The following is a 19,915-nucleotide window of genomic DNA, read 5'->3' as shown; positions in this document are numbered from 1 at the left end:
AGCAGCGCCGATGAAGCCGGATGCCTTCTTCCTGAAGAAATAACCTGCCTGTTTGTGCAACTAAGGAGAGAACGCAGCGCCCAGGCTGAGATGCTGATGAGCCGGATGACTGGCGCGGCGAAATGTCAGCCAATTGAGTTCGGGCATTCTGACGTCGAGGGTTTTGAACGCGTGACCGGGGACACTGGCTGCGTGGCGCATGGCAAGCTTGACGACAGCCATGCACAGGCCGATCACGAGGAAGTGGGGGGAGTAGGGGGCAGCGATTTCCACGCAAACCCCGTCAAACCGATACGCCATGCTGATTCTCCTCGCTGTAACCAGGAGGTGCTTCACCGTCTGGTGAAGCGTTCGGCTTCCACGCATTGCATCTGCAGGTAGCCGTACCTGGCTCAGGCGCACAACTGAGGTTCAACTAAGCGCTAAAAGCAGAGGGACAATTGACTGACCCGACCAGTTGGATCGTAGGCCGCCAAACAACATATCTAAATGGAAAATCTAGTCAACTTCGATAACTAGCGCCAGAACCAGGCAGCCTTTTTCTTGGACCGAGTTAGATCCGGCGGTGCCTTGGATGTAGCGAGCAGTTATAGCTTATGTTCGCGGTGCGACTAACTACTCGACCACTTGCGGCTGAGAGCCCCTCCATGTTCAGCATGACCACATCGGTTACCGGCGCCAATCGCCCGACGCGCACCACGAAGAGCGGGGCGGGCGATGGCGGTATCACCGGACTGCAGGGCCAACCCTACAAGTGCTGCAAGGCTCTACTGTCAGCCTGTTGATGTATCGCCAGGTTTTGGCCGGTACAATTTGCATGAGCCAGCTTGATGCTTTCCTGTAACGGTACTAATACTTAAGCACTGCCGAAGAGGGATGATCATGCAGACGCGCTTTGTGGTGGTTCCAGCCGTGCCGCTCAAGAAAGAAATCTATCCTCGAAACCTTGGCTTTCCCGCCACATTGGCGGCGGGCTATGACCTGTACGACACACAGGAAAAGCTGCGTCTGAGCCTCAATTACCCGACCCGTGCCGAGGCGGAATTCCAGTGCTCATCGCGCAACAGTTGCCTGGATGTCGACGAAGCGGATATTGCGGGTAATGGTTGACGCACGCGAATACCGGCGCTGCCGGAGCCATCAACCGTGTTTACGCAGCGCTTCTACCAATGCAGCCTTGGTCATGCTGGAGCGCCCCTTGATGTCTTTACTGCGTGCTTCCTTCATCAGGCTCTCTTTGCTCTGGCTTTCCAGAGAGCTGCCCGAGGTCCGCGAATGACCCTGGCGGGTTTTGGCCGCCCGCTTGGCAGAGTCCGAGCGAGCAGTTTTCTTTTCACTGGCAGATGTCGTTTTCCCCGAGCCTCCTTTCTTCTCGCCACCTCCGGATTGCTTGTTGACGGTGGCCCAGGCACGCGCTTCGGCTTCATCTTTCGACACGCCCTTGTGCTCGTAGCTCTCCTCTATGTGCTCGGCCTTGCGCTTCTGCTTGTCGGTGTACTTGCCCTTGTCGCCGCGTGGCATGGTCTTCACTCCTGCTGGTTTGCCTGAGCGGTTGAAAGCCTGCGCGCCAGCAGAGTGCCGGGTAATGGACGGACGGTGCGCTTGCCTTGGCCGGCAGTCATCCAATCGACACATTCAGCCTTTAGGGTTGAGACAAGAGCCGTTACAGGGCTGCGGTCCAACTGGTCGAACCGGGATGACTCATGAAGGCAATGGACAGCGCTACAGCCAGGCGCAAAGGCATCAAGCTCCGCGCCACGGTGATTTACCGCAAGGATGGCCAGGTTCTTTTTGTGCGCAAGCGCAATGCCAAGTGGAACCTCCCGGGTGGCAGGGTCGAGCCGGATGAAACGCCGCTGCAGGCTGCTCGGCGCGAGATGGCGGAAGAGACCGGCCTGGCATTTGATGAACTACGTTTTGTCAGCGAGTACCGCGAAGAGCGGGTTATTCACTACCTGTTCGAAGCTCGCAAGGCTGGGGACAAACCCCGCCCACTGAACGAAATTGACGCCTGTCGCTGGCTCAAGCCCAGGCAGGTGGCGAAGCGCAGGGTGCGGCGCCCGATCAAGACTTTGCTCAGGCGCTGCGCGTAGGGCAATGCCTGTCAGATTGTGCCTGGCTCGTGACAACGGGCGCCAAGAAGCTGGCTATCGAGCCGCCTTCGATTACCAGGGTATGACATGGATTTGCCGTCATGGCACAGGCAAAAAGCTCTACCGCGCGCTCTGCCATTCAATAGTCACAAAGCTGTAACACAGCTGATGCAAAGTGTGCCGGCCATCACACGGAGCACATTTAGATGATACGCCTGATGAAGTCTGCTGCACTCGCTGTTGCCGTCTCCCTTTGCGCCACTGGTGCAGCCTTTGCCGCAGATAATGTCCGCCTGACCGGTTCCGGCGCCAGCTTCCCTGCACCCATCTACCTGACCTGGTTCAAGGACTTCAGCAAGAACGCAGACAGCGTCACTGTTGACTACCAGTCCAAGGGTAGCGGCGCAGGCGTTCAGGACTTCCTGAACAAGACCGTCGACTTCGCCGCCAGCGACTCGGCCATGAGCGAAGCAGACATTGCCAAGGTTGGCGAAGGCGTGCAATTGCTGCCAATGACCGCCGGTGAAATCGTCCTGGCCTACAACCTGCCGGGCAACCCGAAGGGCCTGAAGCTGCCACGCGATGCGTACTCCAACATCTTCCTGGGCAAGATCACCAAGTGGAACGACCCGCAAATCGTTGCCGCCAACCCAGAGCTGAAGCTGCCTGACATGCCGATCACCGTGGTCGTGCGTGCTGACTCCAGCGGCACCAACGCCGTGTTCACCAAGCACCTGTCGGCCATCAACCCGGCTTTCAAGGAAGCACTGGGTGAAGGCAATACCGTCAACTGGCCGGCCACCGACAAGTTCATCAAGTCGCCGAAGAACGATGGCGTAACCGCCACTGTTCGCCAGACCCCAGGCGCCATCGGCTACATCGAGTACGGCTTCGCCAAGCTGGCCAAGGTCGACTTCGCCCAGCTGCAGAACAAGGCCGGCCAATACGTCGTGCCGAACGCCGAGAGCGGTGCCGAGGCACTGGCTGCGGTGAAAATGCCTGAAAACCTGGTCGCTACCCTGCCGGACCCGGAGGGTGCCAAGTCCTACCCGATCACTTCCTACACCTGGATGATCTTCCGCAAGGACAACGGCAACCCGGCCAAGGCCAAGGCCATGCGTGAAATGGTCGAATACAGCCTGACCGAAGGCCAGAAGATCGCCGACTCGATGGGTTACATCCCGCTGCCACCGTCGGTTGTCGACCAGGTGCGTAAAGCGTCTGCCAACATCCAGTAATACCCAGGCGCTCCCGGTATTGGCATGAAGCCATGCCGGGGGTGTTTGTCCCTTGTCCCGGAACTCGCCAATGAACACACCTTTTGCCATACCGGATAACCCCGACTCCGCGTGCCAGCCACCGTCTGCGAAAGACTTCCTGGTCGATCGCACCTTCCGTGCGCTTGCGCGCATTGGTGTGGTGCTGGTGCTGGCGCTGGTCTTCGCGCTGGTCTACGAAGTGGGCCGCAAGGCACTGCCCGGTATTGAAAAGCACGGCTTCGATGTGCTGTTTGGCAGCGTCTGGGACGTTAACCAAGGCAAGTACGGTATTCTGCCAGCGATCTGGGGCACGCTTTACAGCGCCTTTATCGCATTGTTGATCGCAGGTTTCTTCGGCGTCAGCATGGCCATTTTCCTTACCCAGGATTTCCTGCCGGCCAAGCTCGCCGCGGTGTTTCGCACCATCGTCGAGTTGCTCGCCGCCATCCCCAGCGTGGTTTATGGCCTGTGGGGCATCTATGTGGTTATCCCGGCGATTCGCCCGCTGACCGCCTGGTTGAACAGCGAGCTGGGCTGGATCCCGTTTTTCGGCACCTCCTTGAGCGGGCCTGGCCTGCTGCCTGCAGCCCTGGTACTGGCCATCATGATCCTGCCGACCATTGCCGCCGTTTCCCAGGATGCGCTGACCAGCGTACCGATGAAAACCAAGCAGGCTGCCTATGGCATGGGCACCACGCACTGGGAAGCCATCCTCAAAGTGATGGTGCCATCCGCTGCCACTGGCATCTTCGGCTCGCTGGTGCTGGGCCTGGGCCGCGCACTGGGTGAAACCATGGCGCTGGCCATGCTGGTCGGCAACGCCAACACCATTTCCCTGTCCCTGTTCGCCCCGGCCAACACCCTGGCAGCGCTGCTGGCGCTGAACTTCCCGGAAGCCGGCCCGAACGAAGTCGAAGTGCTGATGTACGCGGCACTGGTGCTGATGTTCATCACCCTGCTGGTGAACGTGCTCGGCTCGATGATCATGCTCTACGCCCAGCGGGGTAACAAACAATGACTGACTTGACGACCCCTGTAGCCGCTTTGCCCAGCCTGCAACGCAAGCTGGAAGGCCGTGCCCTGCGCAGCCTGGTGTTGACCACGCTGGCCTGGTTCGCGGCACTGGTGGCCAGCGTGCCGCTGATTTCCGTGCTGTACATGCTGATCACCCGCGGTGGTGCACGCCTCAACCTGGAGGTGTTCACCGAACTGCCGCCGACCGGCTTCGAGATGGGCGGCGGTTTCGGCAACGCCATGGCCGGTACCTTCGTCATGGTTGGTATTGCCGCAGCCATCGCGGTGCCGGTGGGTATCCTGGCAGCGGTGTTCCTGGCCGAGCTCGGCCCGGACAGCAAGCTGGCCAACGCCGCGCGCTTTGCCGCCAAGATGCTCACCGGCCTGCCGTCGATCCTGGCAGGCGTATTTGCCTACGCCCTGGTGGTAATGACTACCGGCACCTACTCGGCACCGGCGGGCGGTGTGGCGCTGGCGGTGCTGATGCTGCCAATCGTGGTGCTGACGGCCGAAGAGTCGATGAAGATGGTGCCCAAGATCATGAAGGATGCCGCCTACGGCATGGGCTGCACCCGTGCACAGGTGATCTGCAAGATCGTCCTGCCTACCGGCCTGCCCGCCATCCTCACCGGCGTGATGCTGGCCGTGGCCCGTGCCGCTGGCGAAACCGCGCCGCTGCTGTTCACCGCGCTGTTCAGCAACTACTGGATCTACCACAACGGCGATCTGGCGGTGATGAACCCCACAGCCTCGCTCGCCGTACTGATTTACAACTTCTCCGGCATGCCATTTGACAACCAGCTCGAACTCGCCTGGGCGGCGTCGCTGGTACTGGTGATGATCGTGCTGGTAATCAACATTCTTAGCCGTGTATTCGGCAAGCCCAAGTATTGAGAAAGGGAGCATCCAACTTGAACGTATCCACTGCGCAAAAAGCCGCTCCCGTGGCCAGCGAAGCAACCCCTATCGTCATGGACTGCAAGCTGGACAAGATCTTCTACGGCAACTTCATGGCAGTACGCGACAGCCATGTGCCGATCCGCAAAAACGAAATCACCGGCTTCATCGGCCCGTCCGGCTGCGGCAAGAGTACCGTGCTGCGTAGCCTCAACCGCATGAACGACCTGGTGAAGGGTTTCCGCTTCGAAGGCCATGTGCACTTCCTTGGGCAAGATGTCTACGGCAAGGGCGTAGACCCTGTGGTAGTGCGCCGTTACATCGGCATGGTGTTCCAGCAGCCGAACCCGTTCTCGATGAGCATCTTCGACAATGTCGCATTTGGCCTGCGCCTGAATCGCTACAAAGGCGACCTGGGTGACCGCGTGAAGCATGCCTTGCAGGGCGCCGCGCTGTGGGACGAAGTGAAGGACAAGCTCAAGGTCAGCGGCCTGTCCCTGTCCGGTGGCCAGCAGCAGCGTCTGTGCATTGCCCGCGCCATTGCTACTGAACCGGAAGTGCTGCTGCTGGACGAGCCGTGCTCGGCACTCGACCCGATTGCCACCCGCCGGGTGGAAGAGTTGATGGTCGAGCTGAAGAAGGACTACACCATCGCCCTGGTGACCCACAACATGCAGCAGGCGATTCGTGTGGCCGACACCACGGCGTTCTTCTCGGTCGATATCTCCCAGGGTACCCGTACCGGCTACCTGGTCGAGATGGGCCCTACCGCGCAGATCTTCCAGAACCCGCGCGAACAACTGACCAGTGACTACATCAGCGGCAAGTTCAGCTGAGTCAGTGATTACCTAGGTGGCCGGGTGTTGCAACCAGGGGGGGTGCAACACCCGGCCGCGTTACCTTCCGTTAAAGTGTTACCCGGGATTTCCAATGCGAGCGACGCGTCGTCTTGATCTGTCAGCGGTAGAGCGCGCACTGCGCGAGGTGCAAGGCCGTTTTGCCGAACTCAGCCAGCATTTCACCGAACCGCGTGATCCATTTACCGATGAGGTGCTGCTGAACGTGGTTGAAGGTTATGCCTTGATTGACGACTATGTCGCTCGCGGTATCGACCTGTTCGACCTGCAACAGCTGAACCTGATGCTGGAAATCAACGCCACCGTGCTGTGTGGCAGCGACCCGGCCCGGCGCGTGGAATTCGCCCCGCACCTGGCCGCGACCGAGGCGCACTTTTTCAACAACGTGGAAGGTGGCATCAAGGATTTGTACAACTGGTACAGCTCGTATGGCAGTGACTCGATCTGGAAGCGGGCGGCCGGTGTGTATGTGCGAATCCTCAGCAAGCCGCAGCTGTTCATCGAAGGCAACAACCGCACGGGTTCGCTCATTGTCAGCTACCTGCTGATGCGTGCCGGGCTACCGCCATTCGTGCTGTCGCTGGACAACGCCGAGGGTTACTTCAACCCGTCCTCGGTCATACGCAACTCCGCTAAACACGGTGTCAAGGCATTGTACGAATTACCCAAGATCAAGAAAAAGTACGCGGCTTTCCTTGAAGCGAAGGCGCCTGAGCCTGGCAAGTTCTTCCTGCGTGGCACGCACGTGCCTGCCTGTGAGGGGAGCCGCTGATGCAACCGGTATCCATGTTGGAACGCGGGCGGCAAGCCATCGAACGCAAGCTCAAGCGCGGCCAGGTACGCATTTCGTTCGACATCGACGACACGCTGGCCTGCCAGCCCGAGCATGCCGCCGCCGAGGACAGCAAGCTGCCTGGCTTCGTCCATCGCTGGTTGGGCGAGCCCCTGCGCAGTGGCACACGCGAGTTGATCCGCGACCTGCGTCGCCAGGGCTGCAGCATCTGGATCTACACCTCTTCGGGGCGCACCCCGGCCTACATCCGCCGCTGGCTGATGCTCTATGGCATCCATGTCGATGGCGTGGTCAACAGTGACCGGCACCAGCACATCCTGGCCCAGAACGGGCTGGTGAATTCGCCATCCAAGCTGCCGTCGGCCTTCGATATCGACCTGCATGTGGATGATTCCGAAGGCGTGCGCCTGGAAGGCGTAGACCACGGTTTCCGCGTGGTGGTGGTGTGCCCGAAGGATGAGCACTGGGCACAGAAGGTGAAGGACGCGGCAGTCGATGTGCAGGCACGGCTGGCCTGGCAGCAACCGCACCGCTATGAAATGCCGGCATGTCAGCGTTCGCAGGCGCTGGCTTCCTGAAGGTAAGCGATGCTGCTGAGACAGTGAAAATGGGGCTGCTTTGCAGCCCTTCGCGGGCTTGCCCGCTCCCGTAGGGATCGCGCATGTCCTGAGTCCGGCGCCATACCTGTGGGAGCGGGCAAGCCCGCGAAGGGCCGCAAGGCGGCCCCAGTTCATTCAGGCGTATTGATACCCGTCTGCTACTCATGTCTACAGCCTAAGTCTTGAACCCAGGCCCAAGCAGGTACCGGGACCAAATCACCGCGCCACACCCTCCACCCCAAAGCACCCGACACCCCACGCCAAAGCAGCGTTTCTGGCTGTTTGCCCACTTCTGATAATCGCCTCCGACATCCCGTCCCCGTTTCGGAGCGCGTCATGTACAACAATAACAATCTGTCCCCACGTTTCCTGGCTGCCGCCATCGCCAGCTTTTCTGCCCTGGGCCTGAGCAGCGTCGCCGAAGCCGAGATCATGCTGTACGACAAGGAGCAGACGACGTTTTCCACCGATGGCTACATCAACGCCTTCTACGTCAACAGCGAAGTCGACCGTGAAGGCGAGCAGTTCGATCGCCGCCAGTCGCGGGTGAAGATGGGCTTTTTACCCAACTACATCGGCTTCAACATGGGCAAGCAGGTGGATGACCTGAAACTCGGGGCGCGTGCCTCGTTCTGGGTAACCATCAACGACAGCGAAACCAACGGCACCGACACCGCCATCGACGTGCGCCAGTTCTACGGCACGGTGGCCAACCCCGAGTGGGGCGAAGTGCTGATCGGCAAGGACTTCGGGCTGTTCGCGCGGTCCAACATCCTGCTTGACGAGCTGTTGGCAGGTTATGGCCAGGTCAGTGACACGCTTGGGCTGGTGGACGGCGGCGGGGTGTCGTTCGGCAACATCGGCAGTGGCTACCCATACCCGTTCCCCACCTCGCAGATCACCTACCGCACCCCGGTGATGGACGGCCTGCGGGTGGCGGTGGGCATCATGGACCCGGTGGACACCAACGACAGCAGCCCGACCGGCAAGGCCTACCAGGAAAACCCGCGCACGGAGAGCGAGATCACCTACCAGTTCGACCTGGCCGGGGCGCAGATCTACAGCTGGGTCAACGGCAGCTACCAGACCTCCGACAACACTGACCCGACGGTGGAGTCGGTCACTTCCAAAGGCGTTGGCTATGGTGTGCAGGCCAAGATGGGCGGCTGGTCGCTGACCGGCTCGGGGTTTCAGGCCAAGGGTATCAACCCGTTTTTCACCAACAACGCGGGCGAACCGGTTTTGCGCAATGTCGACAGTGACGGCTACCTGCTGCAGGGCTCGTACAAGTTTGGCAAGAACCGTGTGGCACTGTCCTATGGCAAGACCAAGGACGATGGCAACGGCGCGGTGGGCAGCGGTGCGGACTACGAGACCCGTGGCGTGGCGTTTTTCCATGACGTCAACGACAACCTCAAGCTGGTGGCCGAGTACAACCAGTTTTCCATCGATGGGCATGAAACCAGCGCGCAGAACGAAGATACCGACACCTTTGCAGTGGGGGCGGTGTTGACCTGGTAAAGCCACTTGCTGCCCCCGGCGTGCGCATCGCGCTGGGGACTGACACCGTCCCTGTGGGAGCGGGTTTACCCGCGAACACCGGCGAAGCCGGTGCCATGCACCGCGGCGCATTCTTCGCGGGTAAACCCGCTCCCACAGTGACGGTGGCTGGCTCGGAGAGTTTGATATCTACGCGCATATGGGACTTTTACACCCATGGAACCGCCCACCCGCTACCCAAGTAGCATTCGTCCCCCGTACCCACCTTCGTACACTGGCCCCTCAGCCACCCCGCGCCGGAGACCACGATGCAGCAGGCTCACAACGACGGTGTGGTCAGCGCCATGTCCCAGGCTACCGACGCCCGGCTAGCCGCCCAGGAACTGGCGCGGCAGTTGCTGCACCCGCACCTGGGTTTCGTGCTGTTCTTCTGTTCTGCCGAATACGACTTGCAGGCACTGGGTGAAGCCCTGGAGCAAGGTTTTGGCGGCATCCGCCTGGTCGGCTGCACCAGCGCCGGCGAAATCACCCCGCTGGGCTACGGCCGTAATTGCGTGACGGCGGTGGGTTTCGATTACCGGCATTTTTCCATTGCCACCGAGCTGATCGATGAAATGGAGCGCTTCAGCCTGATCGACGCGCAGCAGATGGTCGAACGCCTGGTTGGTACCTGTCGCAGCAATACCTTGGCGCCAATCAAAGGCCATAGCTTTGCCCTGACCTTGCTCGACGGTTTGTCCAGCCGCGAGGAGATGGTGCTCGCCGCCCTCAGCGCAGCACTGGGCGACATCCCGCATTTTGGCGGTTCGGCGGGCGATGACAACTACCTGACCCGCACCCATGTGTATTACGGCGGCGCGTTCCACCACGGCGCAGCAGTAGTGGTGTTGGTCAATACCTGGCTCGACTTCGAAGTGTTCACCACCCACCACATCCAGCCACGGGAAGAAAAACTGGTGGTCACCGGTGCCGACAGTACCCAGCGGCGGGTTTTCGAGCTGAATGCCGAACCCGCTGCCGAGGAGTACGCCCGGCACATCGGCGTGCCGGTGGCGGCACTCGATTACCAGGTGTTCGCCGCCCACCCGCTGGCTGTGCGCATTCACGACCAGTACTACGTGCGGGCGATCCAGCAAGTGCACCCGGACCTGAGCCTGAGTTTCTACTGCGCGGTGGAAAACGGCATCGTGCTCACGGCCATGAGCCCGGGGCCGCTGTTGCCGAACTTGCACCAGCTGTTCGACGGCCTGCACCAACGCCTCGGCCCGCTGCTGCTGACCATCGGCTGCGATTGCTTCCTGCGGCGCCTGGAACTGCAGGGCCAGCACGGCCTGGAACCGGTGGGTGCGTTCCTGCGTGAACAGCGGGTAATCGGCTTCAACACCTACGGAGAACAGTTCAATGGCATGCACATCAACCAGACCTTCACCGGGGTCGCCATTGCCCGCAACCGGCCACCTGTCGGTCGCTGAACTGCAGGCCGAGGTCACCCGCCTGCAGCAGCAGAACCACAAGCTGCAGCGCATCAATGGCGCGCTGATCGAACGCATCGAGTCCGGGGTAACCCGCGGCAACGACCCTTACGCCGCGTTCCAGCACTCGGTGGTGCTGGCCGAGCAGGTGCGTGAACGCACCGATGCCCTGAGCCAGGCCATGGCCGAGCTCAAGGCCGTCAACCACCTGCTCAGCGAGGCCCGGCAGCGGGCCGAGACTGCCCACCAGCACCAGATTCGCCTGATTACCGACAATGTCCCGGCGCTGATCGCTTACTTGAACGCCGACCTGGTCTACGAATTCACCAACAAGGTCTATGAAGAATGGTACTGCTGGCCGCGTGGTGTAATGCTTGGCCAGAGCCTGCGCGAGGCGCACAGCGAACAGCACTACCAGCGCCTGGAAACCTACGTGGTGCGGGCGCTGGCGGGGGAGAGCGTCACGTTCGAGTTTGCCGAAACCAACATCAACGGGCAGGAGCGCTACATGTTGCGCTCCTACGTGCCTAACCGCCTGGCCAACGGTGAGGTGGTGGGCATCTTCGTGCTGATCCGCGACATCACCGAGCGCCGCAACACTGCACAGGCGCTGCACCAGGCCTATCAGCACCTGGAGCAGCGGGTGCGCGAGCGTACCGCTGAGCTTACCAGCCTCAACGACCAGCTGCTGCGCGAAATCGAAGAGCGCAGCCGGGCAGAGTCGCGGTTGCGCGAGGCCAAGCGCGAGGCCGAACAGGCCAACCTGTCGAAAACCAAGTTCCTTGCCGCAGTCAGCCACGACCTGCTGCAACCGCTGAATGCGGCACGGCTGTTTACCAGCGCTTTGCTTGAAAGCCGCGAGCCGCAAAACTGTGCTCATCTGGTGCGAAATGTCAGCAACTCGCTGGAAGATGTGGAGAACCTGCTGGGCACCCTGGTGGACATTTCCAAGCTCGATGCCGGGGTGATCAAGGCCGATGTCGCCCCGTTCGCCCTCAGCGAACTGATGGACAACCTCGCCGCAGAATACGCCCAGGTGGCGCGTAGCGAGGGGCTGGCGCTGCACTTCGTGGGTTGTTCTGCGGTGGTTCGCAGTGACATCCAGTTGTTGGCGCGGATCCTGCGCAACCTGCTCAGCAATGCCATCCGCTACACCCGCAGCGGGCGCGTGGTGCTGGGTTGCCGGCGCCTGCGTGGCGGCTTGCGCATCGAAGTGTGGGACAGCGGTATCGGCATTGCCGAAGAGCACCTGGACGAGATGTTCCAGGAGTTCAAGCGCGGTGATGTGCAGCGCCCAGATCAGGACCGCGGGCTGGGCCTGGGCCTGGCGATTGTCGAGAAAATCGCCGGTATCCTCGGCCACCGGATTCGCGTGCGCTCATGGCTTGGCAAAGGCTCGGTGTTCGCAGTTGAAGTGCCGTTGAGCGCCACTGCACCCAGGGCCCAGCCGAACCAGGCACTTTGCGAGCCCATGCTCGAACGCCTGCGCGGGGCGCGGGTGTGGGTGCTGGATAACGATGCGGCAATTTGCGCCGGCATGCGCACATTGCTGGAGGGTTGGGGCTGCCGGGTGGTCACCGCGCTGTCGGAAGAAGACCTGGCGCGCCAGGTGGACAACTACCACGCCGAGGCCGACCTGCTGATTGCCGACTACCACCTGGACAACGACTGCAACGGTGTCGATGCCGTGGCGCGGATCAATGCCCGCCGTACCCAGCCGTTACCGGCGCTGATGATTACCGCCAACTACAGCAACGACCTCAAGCAGCAGATACGCGAGTTGGGCCACACCCTGATGCATAAGCCGGTGCGGCCCATGAAGCTGAAGACCGCGATGAGCCATTTGCTGAGCAGCCAAGGCTAGATGAGGTGCCAGAAACTGAGTGTTATTGGGGCCGCAAGGCGGCCCCAAACAGCGGTTTCAGCGCCGCAGGTAATCAGCGAAATCGATATCGCCAGCACTGAGAATGGCCTGTACCCGGTTGTGCACATTGAGCTTGCGCAGTATCGCCGAAACGTGCGCCTTGACTGTGGTCTCGGCGATATCCAGGGTGTAGGCGATCTGTTTGTTCGACTCACCCTTGGTCATGCGTTCAAGCACCAGCAGCTGCTTGCGGGTCAGGGCCTGGAGCATTTCCGGCGGGAAGCTCGGGGCATCGTTGTGGCGCCGGCTGCTGCTGCTTTTCTGCGCGCGAATGATGTCGGGCGGCAGGTAGACATTGCCGTTGAGGATTTGCTCGATCGCTTCGATCATTTGTGAGCGCGGCGAAGACTTGGTGATGAAACCGACGGCGCCGTAGGTGATGGCCTGCAGCACGATCTGCTTTTCCTGCTCGGCCGAAACGATCACCACCGGCGTGGTCGGGGCCTCGTTGCGCAAGGTGATCAGGCCATTGAGGCCATGCATGCCGGGCATGTTCAGGTCGAGCAGGATCAGGTCGAGGTCGTCATGCGCCTGGGTCAAGGCCAGGGCGCTGTCCAGGTCGGCGGTTTCCATGACTTCGCTGCCTTGGAAACCATCGCTGATGACGTTGTGGATGGCTTCGCGAAACAGTGGGTGATCGTCGGCAATCAAAATTTTGTACATGGCCTTTTCACCTCGTTTTTATTGGATTGGGCGGGGCACGCGTTCGCAGGCGATGGCTTCAGGGGAAGGGCTGCGGTTGCGCCGGCTGCACTGGCAGGTTGGCTTGCTGCCAGGCGTCCAGGCCGTCGCGGTACCAATACAAATTGGTATAGCCCAGGGCTTTTGCGCGTTTTACCGCGTTCCAGCTTAACCAGCAATCGGAGCGGCAGTAAAAGACCAGTGGTTGCTCCGGGTGCCCGGCAGTGGCTTTTTGCAGGTTACGCACGAAGTAGTCCTGCCAGGCCGGGCTCAGTACGCCGTCGCCGGTGTTGGCCAGCCACAGGCTGCCGGGGAGGTTGCTGTGCGGTTCGTCTTCGATGAAGCGGCCTTGCAGCCATTGGCGGCGATAGACGTCGATCAGTACCGGCCTGGGCTGTTGGCCCAGCAACCGCTGGAGTGTGTTGGTGTCGATGACCTGGCCGCCCGCGACCTGCTGCGGGGTTGGGCTGCGGTAGAGGGTGGTGCGATAGCCCTCGGTGGAGAACAGCGGCGCGGTATCGGCCTGGGCGATGCCCAGCGACAGGCTTAGCGAAAGCGCCGCCAGCGATAGGCGTGGCAGCCGGGGCAGGGCACGAGGCATGGGTATTTCCTTTTTGTTATAGGCCCATTACATGCCAGTGGCGGTGCTTTGTGAATGCGACGATAGACAGTAAATGCAGTACTAAAGTAGTAGAGGGTAAACACCGTATCAGCCTTGATGCGGGCCCTGTGGGAGCGGCCTTGTGTCGCGATAGGGCTGCGAAGCAGCCCCAGCAGTATGTGCAGCGCAGCTCAAATCGAGGGGCCGCTTTGCGGCCCTATCGCGACACAAGGCCGCTCCCACAAGAAAAGCGCGTTCACATGCCAGGTTTTCAACGCGGCTTGCGCAGCGCCGCATGCTGGGGGTTGAAGGTGAGTATCGCCAGCAGCGTGAACAGTGCGGTCAAACCCAGGCACACCGCCAGCGCCAGCAGGTTCAGCCGCTCATACAGGGCAAACCGCACCAGCTCCACGGCATGGGTAAACGGGTTCACCGCGCACAGCCAGTACAACCATTCGCTGGCCTCGCGCATCTTCCACAACGGGTATAACGCCGAAGAGAGGAAAAACAGCGGGAAGATCACGAAGTTCATCACCCCGGCAAAGTTCTCCAGCTGGCGGATCGCGTTCGACAGCAATAGCCCCAGGGCACTGAGCATGAAGGCCACCAGCAGCAACGCCGGCAGCGCCAGCAGCAAACCTGCGGCAGGCGGTTGCACGCCGTACACCCAGGCAATGGCCAGGAAGGCATACACCTGCAGCAGCGATATCAACGCGGTCGCCAACAGCTTGCTGCCCAGCAGGAATGGCCGCGGCAATGGGCTGGTCAGCAGCACGCGCATGCTGCCCATCTCGCGGTCATAGACCATCGACAACGAGCCCTGCATGCCGTTGAACAGCAGGATCATGCAAGCCAGCCCCGGGATGATGTACACCTCATAGGGGATGTAGGTGGCGTAGGGCTCGATGATTGCTATGCCCAGGGCCGCACGAAACCCGGCGGCGAACACCAGCAACCACAGCAGCGGGCGCACCAGGGCGCTGAGCAAGCGCGTGCGCTGCAACACGAAGCGCAGCCATTCGCGCAGCATGATGCCGTTGAAACATTGCCAGTAAGCGTTCATCGGGCATGGGCTCCTGAGGGCGTGCTGGTCAGGCGGGCAAAGGCATTGTCGAGGTCGCCGCCGTGCTCCAGGCTCAGCGCATCGGCCTTGCCGCTGGCCACCAGGCGCCCCTGATGCAGGATCAGCAGGTCATCGCTGGGCTGCACTTCGTCCAGCAGGTGGGTGGTCCACAGCACACTCAGCTGCTGCTCGCGGCACAGCCGCCGAAGGTGCTGGTTGAGCGCCAGGCGGCTGGCCGGGTCGAGGCCGACACTGGCTTCGTCGAGCAACAGCAAGCGCGGCTCATGCAGCAGCGCGCGGGCAATTTCCACCCGGCGCCGATGGCCGATGTTCAGCTCGCGCACGCGATCGTGCCGGCGTTCGCCGAGGCCCTGGCGGGCCAGTTCGGCATCGACCCGCAGGTGGCTCTGGCGCCGCGACAGGCCATGCAGCGCGGCGTGGTAGCGCAGGTTCTGCTCAACGCTAAGGTCCAGGTCCAAAGTGCTTTGTTGAAACACCACGCCTAGCTGGCGCAAGGCCGGGCGCGCGGCGTTTCGCAGCGAGCAGCCGCACACGCGGATGTCGCCTTGTTGCAGGTCGTACAGGCGGGTGAGCAGGGCGATCAAGGTTGACTTGCCGGCACCATTGGGGCCCAACAGCGCGGCGAAGCGCCCGGGTGCCAGGCTGAAACCCACCTGCCTGAGTGCCTCGCGCTGGCCGTAGGCAAAGCTCACGTCACTGACTTCGAGGGCGTTCATGGCGTCACCACCACACCCCAGGGGTAGCGGCCGACCTTCACCGACTTGAGCACCTTGAGGTTCTTCGCATCGATCACCGACACGTCGCCGCTAACCCCGTTGGTGGCCAGCAACTGGGTCTGGTCGGGGGTGAATGCCAGCTGCCAGACCCGCCGCCCGACCAGCAGGTAGTCGAGCACCTCATACGTCTTGGCATCGATCACCGCTACATGGTTGGCCGGCCCCAGGGCGACGAACGCGTACTTGCCATCTGCGCTGAGCTTGATGCCCACTGGCTGGACCTTGTCCGGGTGCACGCCCTTGATCTGGAAGTTCAGGGTTTTCAGCACCTGGCGCGTGGCCACGTCGAGAATGGTCACCGTGCCGCCGATTTCCGCCGAGGCCCACAGCCGCGAGCCGTCCTGGTTGAACTCGACGAAACGCGGCCGCTGGTCCACCAGGGTGCTGTCGGCCAGGGTCTGGGTGCTGGTGTCGATCCAGTGCAGCATGTTGGTGGTCTCGCTGGTGTTGACCGCCCACTTGCCGTCGGGGCTGACCGCCATGCCTTCGGGCTCGATGCCGACGTCGATCTGGCCGAGCACCTTGTCGGTCACGGTGTCGATCACCGTCACCAGCGCGTCGTCCTCGTTGGACACGTACAACCAGCGGTCGTTGGGGTGCAGGGCGAACTGCTCGGGGTCCTTGCCGGAGGGTAGTTCCTTGATGATCTTGCGGGTGGCCACGTCCATCACCTGCACCCGGTCCGAGTCACTGGCGCAGATGTACAGCAGCTTGTTGTCGTGGGACAGCAGCAGGCCGCGCGGGCGCTGGCCCACCGGCAAGGTCTCGGTGACTTGCAGGGTTTGCATGTCGATCAGGCTGAGGCTGTTGTCCTTTTCGTTGGACACCCAGGCGGTGGCGGCCACGGCGTGCCCGCTGGCCAGCGCCAGGGCGCCCGACAGCAGGCTGGGGTAGAGCAGGGCCCGGGGGAAGAGGGGGCGGCGCATGGCGAATTCCTTATTGTTGTGGTTGTCGGCTCAGGGGTAGCTGCAGGTCACTTCGGGCTTGTCATAGCCCAGGCTGTCCATTTCGTTGAACGGGTGCAGGAAGCCTTCCTGCGGCGAGGTGCTGACCAGGGCGCGTGGCTGCACCAGCGGGATTGGTTGGCGCAGCTCGCCGTTCCATGGCCGGTAACTGAGCTTGCGGCCCTTGAACCCGTCCAGCGGCAATTGCTCGCTCAGCAGCAGTTGCTGCAGGGCGCGTGGTTCGGCCTGGCGTTGCTTGCTCACCGCGCTGGCGATACTGCGCACGGCCATCCAGGCGGCGAAGTCGCGGTCGTTCATCCAGCGCCCTGCCTGGGCCTCGAAGCGCTTTTGCAGTTGCGCAGCGCCGAAGGTTTCCACGGTCTTGTGCCAGCCAGTGGGGGTCAGGCCCTGGGTGCCAGCCACTGGGCGCGGGTACCAGGTCTGGTAGGGCAGGTACTCACCGAAGTCGCCGCGCTCGTCGGCCACCAGTACCACGTCGTACTCGGCGGTTTGCGTGAACAGCGGCATGTCGGCCTGGGCACTGCGGCGTTGGTCGTTGTCGAAGGTCCAGGCTTTTTCCGCTACCACTTGCACGCCAAAGCGCTTCGCCGAGCGCCGCAGGGCCGCGGCGTAGGCCTGGTCATCCTCGGTCTGGCCGACCACCAGCAAGGCCCGCTGCCATTTGCGCAATACCAAAAACTGCACCAGGGCATCGGCCAACATGGCGCGGCCCGGCAGGCTGTGCAGCACATTGCCCAGGCACTGGTTGCTGCGCAGGCTGTCGTCGGGGCTACCGGCGTTGAACAGCAGGCTGTCGGGCAAGGCGGCAGACAGCGCGCGCAGGCTGGTGGCCGGGGCATTGACCACGAACAGGCGCAGGCCCTGGTCGTGTTGGGCCTTGGCTGCCTGCAGCAAGGCTTCAGGGCTGTCGACATTGGCGCTGGCGAGCTGGAACTGCTGCCTCAGGAAGCGCCCGGTGCTGTTGCTGTCGACTATGGCCAGTTCGGCGCCTTGCAGCCCGGCATCGCCGGGTTCGGGGATGATATTGGACAGCAGCGGGCCAGGGTCGGGGCGATAGCCCAGGTAGCCGATGCGTACTTGCAGCGGTTCGGTGGCCTGGCCCTGGGCAGCGGGGGCCAGGGCCGAACACAGCGTCGCGACCAGGGTTAGCAGACAGGTCAGGGCAAGGCGGGCAGGCTGGCGCATAAAGCAACTCCACGGCAGATGGCGCCAGCATAGGAAGCCCGCCGGGGTGGGGAAATATGCAGAAAGTAGCGCTCGGCCGGTACCAAGGTAGTAATTCCGCGCGGCTGTCGCGGTTTTACGATGGGCCGCAGTGCCCCTGAAGAGAACCGCCCATGCGCCTCATCAACCTGCCTGCGCTGTGGCGCATCAACCTTTGGGTCACCTGCTGCTTCGCCCTGGTGACAGTGGCCTGTGCCGGGGTGCTGCTGCACCAGGCGGTGGCCGATGTCGAGCGTGAGCTGCAGTCTGCCGAAGCCGTGGTGACCTACCTTGCCGATACCGCCGAACGCGACCCGGCCAGCCTGCAACCCAGCCTGACGCAGAACCTGCGCCATGTGCGGGTGCACTGGCTGGCGCCGGGGCAGGCAGCACAGCTGCCAGGCGAAGCAGGTGTCGATGCCTGGCTGGGCCGCCAACTGTTCGGCGAACGCCACCGCAGCGGCCGGCTGCTGGAGCTGGGTGACGGGCGCCGGGTGCTGATAGCCGTGGATGCGCGGGATGAAATCGACGAGGTCTGGGACTCGCTGCAGCAACTGCTGAGCCTGTGCGGCCTGGCCTTGTTGTTGAGCCTGGTGACCATCCGCTGGGCGGTACGCCGGGCCATGGGCCTGCTGGACGAGCTGCTGGGGGCATTGCGCCAGGTATCGGCTGGGCAGCTGACTGCGCGCCTGCGCGAGGCCGGCCTGCCAGAAGCGCGCCAGTTGGCGGAACACTTCAACCGCATGGTCGCGAACCTGGAGCAGGCGCGTGGCGACAATGCCCGACTGACCCAGGCCCTGCTGGCGGTACAGGAACAGGAACGTACCCGCCTGGCGCAGACCCTGCACGACGATCTCGGGCAATACCTGGCCGGTATCCGCGCCCAGGGCTGCCTGCTGCGCATGGCCGCCGACCAGCCCACGGTGGTGAAGCAGACCGCGCAGGCCCTGGAACTCAATTGCGAGCGTTTGCAGCAAGGCTTCCGTGCCCTGGTGCATGACTTGTACCCGGTAGCGCTGCAGCACATGCCACTGGCTGAAGCCTTCGGCGTGTTGGTCAGCCAGTGGCAGGCCAGCCAGGGTATCGATTGCCGCCTGCGGGTTGGCGAGCACTTGCCGGCGCTGCCCGGGCCGAGCAGGACGCATTTGTACCGGCTGCTGCAGGAGGCGCTGACCAACGTCGCCCGGCATGCCGGTGCCAGCCAGGTGCGGGTGCGCCTGCAGCGTAGCGCCAAGGGTTTGCGCCTGTTGGTGCGTGACAATGGCTGCGGTGCACAGCAACCCCAGCGCCCCGGGGTGGGCCTGCACTCGATGACCGAGCGCGCCCGCAGCCTGGGCGGTGACTTGCGCATCCTCAGCCGCCCGGGTGGCGGTTGGGCGCTGGCCCTGAACATTCCCAAGGAGGTGTGATGAATATCGTATTGGTCGATGACCATGCCGTGGTCCGCCAGGGCTATGCCAGCCTATTGCGAGCGGTGTTGCCGACAATGCAGGTGCGCGAGGCAGCCAGTGGCGAAGAGGCGCTGGCGCGAGTGCAGGAACAGGTGCCCAACCTGGTGATCATGGACTTCGGCCTGCCGGGTATCAGCGGGCTGGAAACCACCCGCCGCCTGCGCCAGCGCCTGCCGCAACTGCGGGTGCTGTTCTTCAGCATGCACGACGAGCTGCCGCTGGTGCGCCAGGCGCTGGAGGCGGGGGCTTCGGGCTACCTGACCAAGAACTCGGCGCCCGAGGTGCTGATCGAGGCGGTGCAGCGGGTGCTGGCCGGGCATGCCTACATCGAGCAGCCGTTGGCCACGCAGTTGGCCTGTACCTCACCACACGGCGAAAGCGACCCGCGCCTGCAGCGCATGACCCAGCGTGAGCTGGAGATTTTCACCATGCTGGCCAAGGGCACCCCGGCGCGGGTGATTGCCGAGCAGTTGTGCATCAGTGCCAAGACCGTGTCCAACCATTTGACTTTGCTCAAGAGCAAGTTGCAGGTCAGCTCGCATGCCGAGCTGGTGCACCTGGGGATTGACCTTGGGGTGGTGCGGGTGGCGGGGTGAGGTGATTCAGCTTTGATTATTGGGGCTGCTTCGCAGCCCATCGCGACGCAAGGCCGCTTGTGTCTTGAGAGGGGATTAGAATCTGGAGTGAGAGCGGTGAATGGCAAGCTGAATGCCGGAGGTGCCTTGAGCACGTGTGGGAGCACAAGC

General features: G+C 62.5%; 21 protein-coding genes. 13 read left to right on the top strand and 8 right to left on the bottom strand.

Annotation, left to right across the window (positions count from 1 at the left end; all coding sequences use genetic code 11):
• Positions 1–60: 60 nt before the first annotated feature.
• On the bottom strand, positions 61–300 hold the full coding sequence (locus tag ABE456_RS19245) for a hypothetical protein (protein WP_346645334.1): 240 nt from the start codon (positions 298–300) through the stop codon (positions 61–63).
• Positions 301–876: 576 nt separating this feature from the next.
• Between ABE456_RS19245 and ABE456_RS19240 the strand changes: the two genes are divergently transcribed.
• Positions 877–1,110, top strand: coding sequence for a hypothetical protein (locus ABE456_RS19240; RefSeq protein ID WP_346645333.1), 234 nt, complete (start codon positions 877–879; stop codon positions 1,108–1,110).
• Positions 1,111–1,140: 30 nt separating this feature from the next.
• Here ABE456_RS19240 and ABE456_RS19235 read toward each other — a convergent pair whose 3' ends face one another.
• Entirely contained in the window at positions 1,141–1,521 is a 381-nt protein-coding gene (locus ABE456_RS19235; RefSeq protein ID WP_346645332.1) for a termination factor Rho, read from the bottom strand.
• A 182-nt stretch (positions 1,522–1,703) separates the two neighbouring features.
• Between ABE456_RS19235 and ABE456_RS19230 the strand changes: the two genes are divergently transcribed.
• The 10 genes from ABE456_RS19230 (at position 1,704) to ABE456_RS19185 (ending at position 12,348) form a co-directional block, all read left to right on the top strand.
• Positions 1,704–2,093: an NUDIX domain-containing protein gene (locus ABE456_RS19230; protein ID WP_346645331.1), complete on the top strand. Its 390-nt coding sequence runs from the start codon at positions 1,704–1,706 to the stop codon at positions 2,091–2,093.
• Between the two features lie 206 nt (positions 2,094–2,299).
• Entirely contained in the window at positions 2,300–3,331 is a 1,032-nt protein-coding gene (pstS, locus tag ABE456_RS19225; protein ID WP_346645330.1) for a phosphate ABC transporter substrate-binding protein PstS, read from the top strand.
• A 70-nt stretch (positions 3,332–3,401) separates the two neighbouring features.
• Positions 3,402–4,370: a phosphate ABC transporter permease subunit PstC gene (gene pstC / locus ABE456_RS19220; protein WP_016486165.1), complete on the top strand. Its 969-nt coding sequence runs from the start codon at positions 3,402–3,404 to the stop codon at positions 4,368–4,370.
• Positions 4,367–5,260, top strand: a complete 894-nt coding sequence (gene pstA / locus ABE456_RS19215; protein WP_346645329.1) for a phosphate ABC transporter permease PstA — start codon at positions 4,367–4,369, stop codon at positions 5,258–5,260. The genes pstC and pstA overlap by 4 nt, the downstream gene beginning before the upstream one ends.
• 77 nt (positions 5,261–5,337) lie before the next feature.
• Positions 5,338–6,099 carry a phosphate ABC transporter ATP-binding protein PstB gene (gene pstB / locus ABE456_RS19210; RefSeq protein WP_017148287.1) on the top strand — a complete coding sequence of 254 codons (762 nt, stop codon included), beginning with the start codon at positions 5,338–5,340 and terminating at the stop codon, positions 6,097–6,099.
• A gap of 94 nt (positions 6,100–6,193) precedes the next feature.
• Positions 6,194–6,892: a hypothetical protein gene (locus tag ABE456_RS19205; RefSeq protein WP_346645328.1), complete on the top strand. Its 699-nt coding sequence runs from the start codon at positions 6,194–6,196 to the stop codon at positions 6,890–6,892.
• Complete coding sequence (locus ABE456_RS19200) at positions 6,892–7,491, top strand: hypothetical protein (RefSeq protein WP_346645327.1); 600 nt, start codon at positions 6,892–6,894, stop codon at positions 7,489–7,491. The genes ABE456_RS19205 and ABE456_RS19200 overlap by 1 nt, the downstream gene beginning before the upstream one ends.
• Positions 7,492–7,848: 357 nt before the next feature.
• Positions 7,849–9,033, top strand: a complete 1,185-nt coding sequence (locus ABE456_RS19195; RefSeq protein ID WP_346645326.1) for a porin — start codon at positions 7,849–7,851, stop codon at positions 9,031–9,033.
• A gap of 287 nt (positions 9,034–9,320) precedes the next feature.
• Positions 9,321–10,484: a nitric oxide-sensing protein NosP gene (gene nosP, locus ABE456_RS19190; protein ID WP_346645325.1), complete on the top strand. Its 1,164-nt coding sequence runs from the start codon at positions 9,321–9,323 to the stop codon at positions 10,482–10,484.
• Entirely contained in the window at positions 10,453–12,348 is a 1,896-nt protein-coding gene (locus tag ABE456_RS19185) for a NahK/ErcS family hybrid sensor histidine kinase/response regulator (protein ID WP_346645324.1), read from the top strand. Before nosP ends, ABE456_RS19185 begins: the two co-directional genes overlap by 32 nt.
• 57 nt (positions 12,349–12,405) lie before the next feature.
• Here the strand turns inward: ABE456_RS19185 and ABE456_RS19180 are convergent, their stop codons facing one another.
• From ABE456_RS19180 to ABE456_RS19155, 6 genes are all read right to left on the bottom strand, one after another.
• The gene (locus ABE456_RS19180; protein ID WP_346645323.1) at positions 12,406–13,071 is read right to left on the bottom strand and encodes a response regulator transcription factor; all 666 of its coding nucleotides are present in this window, start codon (positions 13,069–13,071) and stop codon (positions 12,406–12,408) included.
• A 58-nt stretch (positions 13,072–13,129) separates the two neighbouring features.
• Positions 13,130–13,690, bottom strand: a complete 561-nt coding sequence (locus ABE456_RS19175) for a PQQ-dependent catabolism-associated CXXCW motif protein (protein WP_346645322.1) — start codon at positions 13,688–13,690, stop codon at positions 13,130–13,132.
• Between the two features lie 271 nt (positions 13,691–13,961).
• Complete coding sequence (locus ABE456_RS19170) at positions 13,962–14,753, bottom strand: ABC transporter permease (protein ID WP_346645321.1); 792 nt, start codon at positions 14,751–14,753, stop codon at positions 13,962–13,964.
• Positions 14,750–15,490: an ABC transporter ATP-binding protein gene (locus ABE456_RS19165; RefSeq protein WP_346645320.1), complete on the bottom strand. Its 741-nt coding sequence runs from the start codon at positions 15,488–15,490 to the stop codon at positions 14,750–14,752. Before ABE456_RS19165 ends, ABE456_RS19170 begins: the two co-directional genes overlap by 4 nt.
• A complete protein-coding gene (locus ABE456_RS19160) occupies positions 15,487–16,476 on the bottom strand; it encodes a YVTN family beta-propeller repeat protein (RefSeq protein ID WP_346645319.1) in 990 nt (329 codons plus the stop codon). The genes ABE456_RS19165 and ABE456_RS19160 overlap by 4 nt, the downstream gene beginning before the upstream one ends.
• A 30-nt stretch (positions 16,477–16,506) precedes the next feature.
• Positions 16,507–17,700, bottom strand: coding sequence for an ABC transporter substrate-binding protein (locus tag ABE456_RS19155; RefSeq protein WP_346645318.1), 1,194 nt, complete (start codon positions 17,698–17,700; stop codon positions 16,507–16,509).
• Positions 17,701–17,852: 152 nt separating this feature from the next.
• On the opposite strand from ABE456_RS19155, the gene ABE456_RS19150 reads away from it, so the two are divergent.
• Together ABE456_RS19150 and ABE456_RS19145 are read left to right on the top strand one after the other, a co-directional pair.
• Entirely contained in the window at positions 17,853–19,127 is a 1,275-nt protein-coding gene (locus ABE456_RS19150) for a histidine kinase (protein WP_346645317.1), read from the top strand.
• Positions 19,127–19,765, top strand: coding sequence for a response regulator transcription factor (locus tag ABE456_RS19145; protein ID WP_346645316.1), 639 nt, complete (start codon positions 19,127–19,129; stop codon positions 19,763–19,765). Before ABE456_RS19150 ends, ABE456_RS19145 begins: the two co-directional genes overlap by 1 nt.
• The last annotated feature ends 150 nt before the right edge of the window (positions 19,766–19,915 follow it).

The sequence above is a fragment of the Pseudomonas sp. TWI929 genome, from assembly GCF_039673335.1.
GTDB lineage: Bacteria > Pseudomonadota > Gammaproteobacteria > Pseudomonadales > Pseudomonadaceae > Aquipseudomonas.
Note: the sequence above shows the minus strand (reverse complement) of the source record. Positions and strands in the feature narration are given on the sequence as shown.